The sequence below is a fragment of the Inquilinus sp. genome (genome assembly GCF_039594555.1).
Classification (GTDB): Bacteria; Pseudomonadota; Alphaproteobacteria; order DSM-16000; family Inquilinaceae; genus Inquilinus.
Map to the genome: position 1 here is coordinate 1 of NZ_JBCNNF010000544.1, position 3816 is coordinate 3816.

The following is a 3816-nucleotide window of genomic DNA, read 5'->3' on the forward strand; positions in this document are numbered from 1 at the left end:
TTCTCCCGGCGGCCGCGGCCGTCGCGCTGCTGGCAGCCGCTGGCGCTGCCCGGGCGGAGGCGGTGCATCCCTGCTCGGCCCACGCCGTCGACCATGCCCGCAAGCTGCTGGCCTTCCATTTCGGCGAGACCGACATGACCGAGACGGTGGACGACACCGCGAAGCAGGTCGGCACGATCAAGGCGCTGCGCGGCAGCGGCCGCTTCGATGTCCTGGAGGTCATGGGCTACATCTACAAGGGCGAGTACCGGATGCATTTCATCTACGCGCAGATCCCCGGCGACTGCGTGCTGATGGGGCAGGAGATCCTGGAGGCCAGCGATCCCTACTGAAATCCTCCGCCCCGCCGTTGCGGCCGACGCGCCGGCGATCGCGGCCTTGCATGTCGCGGTCTGGCGCGACACCTACCGCACCCTGGCGCCGCCCGAGGCTGCGGCCGCGCTCAACGTCGCCCGCCGGCAGGCGCGGTGGGAGGCGATCCTGGCCGACCCGGTGCAGATCGCCCTGGTGGCGGAGGTCGACGGCGTGCTGGCCGGCTTCGGCCTGGCCGGGCCGCCCGGCGACCCCGCCTTCGGCGACCGGGGCGAGGTAAAATACCTCTATGTCGGGCGCGACTTCACCCGCCGCGGCCTCGGCCGCCGGCTGCTCGCCGCCATGGCCGCGGCGCTGGCGCAGCGGGGCTACGCCGCGCTCGGCCTCGGCGTGGTGGTCGGCAACGATCCGGCGATCGCCTTCTACGAGGCCCAGGGCGGCCGCCGCATCGGCGCCTACACTGACCCCGGGCCGCTCTGGCGCTCCGACAATCTGCTCTACGCCTGGGACGATCTCGCGGTCCTCGCGGCGCGGGGCGCGTAAGCCGGGGTGGAGCGTGGCTCCACCCCGCAGTCGCCGGTCAGGCGGGCGAGGAACGGGCGTCGAGCGGAGCCTCTCGGCGATCGCCCTCGAACAGCGGTCCGCCATGATGCCCCAGCTCAGCCTCGGCGAAGGCGATCAGGTGGTCGGCCCGGCCGTCGGCGAACAGGGACCGGAAAGCCTCCTCGAAGTCCCGGCTGCGCGATTGGTCAAACGCCGCCAGCAACCGGGGAATCCACTTCCCGCTTCCGGTCCAGCGGCCGTGTCCCAGCAGTATCAGATCCGCGAGCCGCTGGTGGAGGGCGGCGCCGATGGCCAGCATCTCCTGCCGGGGGCGATGATCCCGCAGATCGTCGACCATGTCGGTGATTTCGTATCTGAGCGCGTCGCGGCGTTCGGGTGTCAGCGGCGGTGGACCCTTCGCCAGAAGGGCGGCGGCCTCGGAGCGCAGCGCCTCGGCGCCCGCCGTGACCGGGCCGACGAGCCGACCTTCGGCGACCATCGTCAGGATGCTGGGGCGGCCCCGCGCGATATCCTGGTCCAGGAACCACCGCAGCGTGCCGCGGTCATGGACGAAGGCCTCGACCGGAAAGCCACCCGCGCGGAAGGATTCCCGCCTGGCGCGGTCGATGCCGCCGTACATCACCACGAGGTCGATGTCGGAGTGGGGCGTCCCCTGGCCACGCATGATCGAGCCGGCCACGAAGGCGAAATGCGCATCCGGGTAGCGTTCGGCCAGCACCGACCTGGCCGTCGCCAGCGCCGCCTCGGTCCGCGCGGTCCGTGTCGTCATCCCCGCCTCCCGACAGGCCGGGCCCGGATGGGCTCCCAGTGGCGAGCATCGCCCCGCCTTCCTTAATCGAAGCGCAGCCGCTCGACCAGGAAGTCGATGAAGGCGCGCACCCGGGCCGGCATGGTGCCGCGGCCCAGGAACAGGGCGTGGATCTCCTCCATCTCGCGCGGGTCGTAGTCGGGCAGCAGTTCGACCAGCCGGCCGGAATCGATGTCGGGCCGGACGTGATAGAGCGCGGTGCGGCCGATCCCCATCCCGGCCAGCACCGCCTGGCGCAGCGTCTCGCCGTTGTTCACCACCAGGGGGCCGGTCACCTGCATCGGCCGCGGCCCGTCCGGCCCGGCCAGCACCCAGTCGGTGAAGCTGCGGCGGTAGTTGAAGGTCAGGCAGTCGTGGTCCGCCAAATCCGCCGGGGTGCGCGGCACGCCGCGCCGCTCCAGATAGGACGGCGCCGCGATCAGCACCCGGCGGCTGACGCCCAGCTTGCGGGCCTGCAGGCTGCTGTCGCGCAGCGGCCCGTGGCGGATGGCGACGTCGGTGCGCTCGGCCAGGATGTCGACCACCTCGTCGGTCAGGCTGACATCCAGCGTCACCGCCGGGAAGCGGGCGCGGAACTCCGGCAGCAGCGACACCACGCAATGGGTGCCGAAGGGAATCGAGGCACTGATGCGCAGCCGCCCGCGCGGCGCCGCGGCGCCGGAGACGCCGGCCTCGGCCTCGGCGATGTCGGCCAGGATGCGGCTGGCCTGCTCATAGAACAGGTCGCCCTCGGGCGTCGGCCGCAGGCTGCGGGTGGATCGGGCCAGCAGGCGCACGCCCAGCCGCTCCTCCAGCCGCCCGATCAGCTTGGCGACGGCCGACGGCGTCAGGCCCAGCCGGCGGGCGGCGGCGGAGAAGCTGCCCTCCTCCACCACCCGCACGAAGACTTCCATTTCACCGGAACGGTTGATGTCCATGGGCGGTTCTCGGCTGGGGTGCTGCGGTTCGGTGCGCCGGAATCTTCAGATTCAAGATTTCGGGCCATCGAGGGTGGATTCGGAAACGACGTGCTGTCATGCTGCGGCGCATCAAAACTGGTTTCGAGGTGCTGCCGGCTCATACGACTGGGCCGCTCAATGGAAGGGATCTCCCATGTCCAGAATCCTGATCGAGCAGGACGGCGTGCAGCGCAAGGCCAGCGCGACGTTCTTCCGCGGCGAGACGACGAATTTCTACCCGAGCGACAAATCGCTCGAGCGCAGCAGCGTCGTCTCCGGCTATTTCGCCAAAGGCTGGATGCCGGCGGAGCGGTTCGTGACCAAGGACACGCCGATCGTCGCCTTTGGCTCCTGCTTCGCCGACAACATCAGCCGCTACCTGCACAAGGCCGGCTTCAACGTGCTGACCAAGCGCGACGACCTCGCCTATGTCTCGAAGATGGGCGACGGCATGGTCAACACCTTCGCCATCCGCCAGCAATTCGAATGGGCCTGGCTCGGCAAGACGCCGAAATCCGATCTCTGGCACGGCTACGATGCCGCCGAGTTCGGCTATGACGAGGCGGTGCGGTTGCGCACCCGGGCGCTGTTCGACGAGGCGGAGCTGTTCGTCATCACCCTCGGCCTGTCCGAGGTGTGGTACGACGAGCCGACCGGCGAGGTGTTCTGGCGGGCGGTGCCGAAGGACAAGTACGACCCGTCGCGGCACAAGTTCCGGGTCACCACCCATGCCGAGAACCTGGAGAACCTGCAGGCGATCCACGCGCTGATCCGCCATTTCCGGCCGGACGCGGCGGTGCTGTTCACGGTATCGCCGATCCCGCTGACCGCGACCTTCCGGCCGGTGACCTGCCTGTCGGCCAATGCGGCGTCGAAGGCGATCCTGCGCTCGGCAATGGACGAATTCTTTCGCCGCAAGGCACCGAACGACCCGCGGCTGTTCTATTTTCCGAGCTACGACATCGTCATGCACGGCTTCAACCATCAATGGCGGGACGACCGGCGGCATGTCTATTCGCATGTGCTCGACTTCAACATGAAGGTGTTCGAGCGCTACTACTGCCAGACCGAGATGGACGACGAGGCGCTGCTGGCCTCGTTCCGCTACGCCCAGCGGCAGGACCGGCTGATCGGCCAGCTCGGCCATGCCGCCGTGGCGTTGCACGAGGCCGAGACGGCGGATGAGCGCAAGGC

The 3816-nt window shown here is 69.6% G+C and carries 5 protein-coding genes; 3 read left to right on the forward strand and 2 right to left on the reverse strand.

All coding sequences use genetic code 11. The features are described 5' to 3' along the window. The coding region (locus ABDW35_RS33620; protein WP_343718205.1) for a hypothetical protein at nucleotides 1-332 on the forward strand (332 nt) is incomplete at its 5' end. Between the two features lie 46 nt (nucleotides 333-378). After that, the gene (locus ABDW35_RS33625; RefSeq protein ID WP_343718206.1) at nucleotides 379-855 is read left to right on the forward strand and encodes a GNAT family N-acetyltransferase; all 477 of its coding nucleotides are present in this window, start codon (nucleotides 379-381) and stop codon (nucleotides 853-855) included. Between the two features lie 37 nt (nucleotides 856-892). On the opposite strand, the gene ABDW35_RS33630 is transcribed toward ABDW35_RS33625, so the two are convergent. Next, nucleotides 893-1645 (reverse strand): nucleotidyltransferase domain-containing protein, encoded by a 753-nt coding sequence (locus ABDW35_RS33630; RefSeq protein ID WP_343718207.1) that lies wholly within the window; start codon nucleotides 1643-1645, stop codon nucleotides 893-895. 62 nt (nucleotides 1646-1707) lie between these two features. Beyond that, entirely contained in the window at nucleotides 1708-2601 is an 894-nt protein-coding gene (locus ABDW35_RS33635; RefSeq protein WP_343718208.1) for a LysR family transcriptional regulator, read from the reverse strand. A 175-nt stretch (nucleotides 2602-2776) separates the two neighbouring features. Here ABDW35_RS33635 and ABDW35_RS33640 point away from each other — a divergent pair. Continuing rightward, nucleotides 2777-3816, forward strand: a 1040-nt coding sequence (locus ABDW35_RS33640) for a GSCFA domain-containing protein (RefSeq protein WP_343718209.1), incomplete at its 3' end; no start/stop codon positions are given.

Excerpts from the sequence above, each read along its gene's own strand:
- ABDW35_RS33630 (WP_343718207.1), bottom strand. The coding sequence starts at position 1,645 with ATGACGACACGGACCGCGCGGACCGAGGCGGCGCTGGCGACGGCCAGG.
- ABDW35_RS33635 (WP_343718208.1), bottom strand. The coding sequence starts at position 2,601 with ATGGACATCAACCGTTCCGGTGAAATGGAAGTCTTCGTGCGGGTGGTG.